General features: G+C 58.6%; 4 protein-coding genes. All 4 read right to left on the reverse strand.

Annotation, left to right across the window (positions count from 1 at the left end):
- Positions 1-21: 21 nt before the first annotated feature.
- The 4 genes from ACTJJX_RS34925 to ACTJJX_RS34940 are packed head-to-tail and all read right to left on the reverse strand — an operon-like array spanning position 22 to position 2193.
- A complete protein-coding gene (locus ACTJJX_RS34925; protein ID WP_023082786.1) occupies positions 22-1287 on the reverse strand; it encodes a zonular occludens toxin domain-containing protein in 1266 nt (421 codons plus the stop codon).
- Positions 1288-1295: 8 nt separating this feature from the next.
- Entirely contained in the window at positions 1296-1655 is a 360-nt protein-coding gene (locus ACTJJX_RS34930; protein WP_033944456.1) for a DUF2523 family protein, read from the reverse strand.
- Between the two features lie 8 nt (positions 1656-1663).
- On the reverse strand, positions 1664-1942 hold the full coding sequence (locus tag ACTJJX_RS34935) for a hypothetical protein (RefSeq protein ID WP_031653286.1): 279 nt from the start codon (positions 1940-1942) through the stop codon (positions 1664-1666).
- Positions 1939-2193 carry a hypothetical protein gene (locus tag ACTJJX_RS34940; protein WP_178383360.1) on the reverse strand — a complete coding sequence of 85 codons (255 nt, stop codon included), beginning with the start codon at positions 2191-2193 and terminating at the stop codon, positions 1939-1941. Before ACTJJX_RS34940 ends, ACTJJX_RS34935 begins: the two co-directional genes overlap by 4 nt.
- Positions 2194-2757 lie beyond the last annotated feature (564 nt).

Genomic DNA, 2757 nt, shown 5'->3' on the forward strand with positions numbered 1-2757 from the left:
CACATTATGCGAAGCCAGAGGTTACAACGTGCGGGGCGAACGGCTGCCATCAGCAACAACGGTCACGCGGGTTCCCTGCTGCTGAGGCTGCGGCTGAAACGAATGCGGGGTCTGCACCTGCGCACCGGTCGCGGCGGACGCTGCGCTACGCTGGCTGCCGCCGCTCGCGGTGCTTGTCGCATCCATCACAGTCGATACGGCCCCTCGGCCCGTCCAGAACGTCACACGCTCGCCGTCGATGTCGCAATACAAATCGGGCGTCTGCTCGAAGAACCGGCATTTCTCAATCGGCCAGAACCGCGTACGGCCAGCCTCGGACACCAGCACGACACGCGACGTCTTGCTGATCGGTCGATCCGGCTCAGCGTTGTAACCATCCTTCGACGGCCACGCCTCAGCCCGGCCCAGGCCGGCATGCACATAGCCGGCAATCCGCCAGATCGCAGACGGCACCGGCCCATTCGACGACGTGCCATAGACCGCTTGCATCGCGCGACCCGCAGGAGCCGCCACTGGCTGCGCCTGTTCAACGACCTTAGACGCGGGAGTCGGCGCTGACGCTTGCTTGGGCTGCGGCGGCGTGAAGAACCGGACGACGCCGGGAATGCCGACCGACAAACAGACCACGATCAGCCCAACCAGCCCCCAGAAGCCCCAGGATCGCCAGAACGAGCCCCGCGTATCGGCTTTGGACTCATCGCCCACAGCGCCCGTTTCGGACTGCGTAGCTGACTTGTAGTACCGGTAAACGTCAGGCTTGAAACGCCCGGCCGTGCTGCGAAGCAGCTTCGACTTCGGCGGGCTGTCGCCCTTGGCCACGCCGTTGTAGATATCGACCCGGAACATGGTCTTCGACTTCTTAACCATGCGGTACGTGGTTTCGACCAGCAGCACTGCCCAACTGGCGAGCTGGTCGAGGTCCTGGGTCACCATGACAACCCGCATCGACCGGTTTTTCTTGTCTACGCGGTGCCGATGCTCGGCCAACAGTTTCTTGTCGGCCATCGGCGCATCGTTGGTTTTCTGGCCCTTGGGCCAGCGCCGCCACAATTCGTCCAGCACCAGGACCGAACCAGGCGGCGCGAAATCGGCCAAGTCTTCACGCTCAAACCAGTCTTCCGGCAGTTGTTCAATAGTCCCGCCAAAGTCCATCAGCAACATATCGACTTCGAGCGGGATATTCGTCACAACATGCCGATCTTGTTTCAGCGACGGAATAATTACGTGTTCGACAACGCCATAACTTTTACCGTGCCCAGGCTTGCCTACATATGCATCAATGGCCATACATCACCTCAACCGATAATCGGGATACGCCGGAGAATGAAACGCAGCAGATACGCGCCCAGGACCATGGTCACGCCTGGACCAATCTGGAATGCATTGGCGAAATACACCACCGACGGCGGTATTGACTGAAACGCGTTACCTGCCTGCACAAAGAAATCAGGTACCGGCAACCACTGGAAGAACTTCACAATACCGGAGACAAGCCTGTGAAACACGTACTCAGGCAGGACAGGAAGAAGCTCCCAAAAATAATCAAACGCATCTTGCGCCCACTTAAAGAAGTCTTCGATTGCCTTAAGTGCGCGCTGAAAGAAATCGGTCGCCGTTTGAATCAGTTGTTTGATAGCACTAAGAATGCCTTCCATACATCACCTCACGCTGACAGGAACACACGAACAGACAGCAGCGCCCAAAACGCCAGGAACACCGCTTTCAAAATCGGCTCAATCTGAGACCACAAGTTACAGTGCGAATCGAACATCACACTCTTCCCGAACAGTTCAACGCTCTGAACTGGACAGCTTCCCCCGGTCGGAAACGTGATCTTGCCCAGGGCCTGGCCAATCGGGGCTTTCTTGATATCCGTCCAAGCCTTTTGCAGCGATTCGTCAAAGCCCGGAACCTTGTCCGTGCCAAACGGGTTGTTCTTCACGAACGCGCAACTATCGTCCTTACAGCCGCCTTCCAGGCCAGTTCCACCACCGGTACCACCGCCCTCCCCTGAGCCGTCACCGCCGCCAGTGCCACCACCCGTTCCGCCGCCATCACCATCGCCGCCACCCGTTCCAGGCGTGCCGCCACCATCACCACCGCCACCTGTGCCGCCATCGCCGCCACCATCACCACCACCGCCTGTGCCGCCATCGCCGCCACCGCCAGTACCGCCACCTCCGGTACCACCATCGCCGCCACCATCGCCCGGATTCGTCGGGTCAGTGGGGTCAGTCGGCGTCTTGACGCACGTCGTGCCGGACCAGCTATACCCAGCCGGACAGCCAGGGTCGTTCGGATCGGACGACGGTTCATTCGGATCAGTCGGCGGCGTGCTATTCAACGACGGCCCGGTCATTCCAGGGTTGTTAGTGTCGGCTGGACACGTGGCGCCAGTACTTCGCAGCGAGTAATTGCAGAACCCCTCATTCGTCGAGCCAGTGACGAAATAACAACTCGTAGTCTTCGATGAATCCGCAGAATAAGCGCACCCGTTCTTACAACCTGCCGGCGGACTACTTATAACTTGATTCCTGCCGCCAACCTGAACAACTGGAGACGGCGGACTACTGAACAAGTCATACAGCCCTTCAATACAGTCATTGGGCTTTTCCGGCTCCGGAGGCTTACACATGGCGACACCCGTAGTCAGATCAAGATCACTGCCTTCAGGACACTTATCCCCCTTCAAATAAACAGTCGTATTAAAAAGAACCCAATCACCAGAACGAACCACACAATAGAAAACCTTGCCCG

The sequence above is a fragment of the Pseudomonas sp. 22490 genome (assembly GCF_052044465.1).
GTDB lineage: Bacteria > Pseudomonadota > Gammaproteobacteria > Pseudomonadales > Pseudomonadaceae > Pseudomonas > Pseudomonas aeruginosa.

Excerpts from the sequence above, each read along its gene's own strand:
- ACTJJX_RS34925 (WP_023082786.1), bottom strand. The coding sequence starts at position 1,287 with ATGGCCATTGATGCATATGTAGGCAAGCCTGGGCACGGTAAAAGTTAT.
- ACTJJX_RS34930 (WP_033944456.1), bottom strand. The coding sequence starts at position 1,655 with ATGGAAGGCATTCTTAGTGCTATCAAACAACTGATTCAAACGGCGACC.
- ACTJJX_RS34940 (WP_178383360.1), bottom strand. The coding sequence starts at position 2,193 with ATGGTGGTACCGGAGGTGGCGGTACTGGCGGTGGCGGCGATGGCGGCA.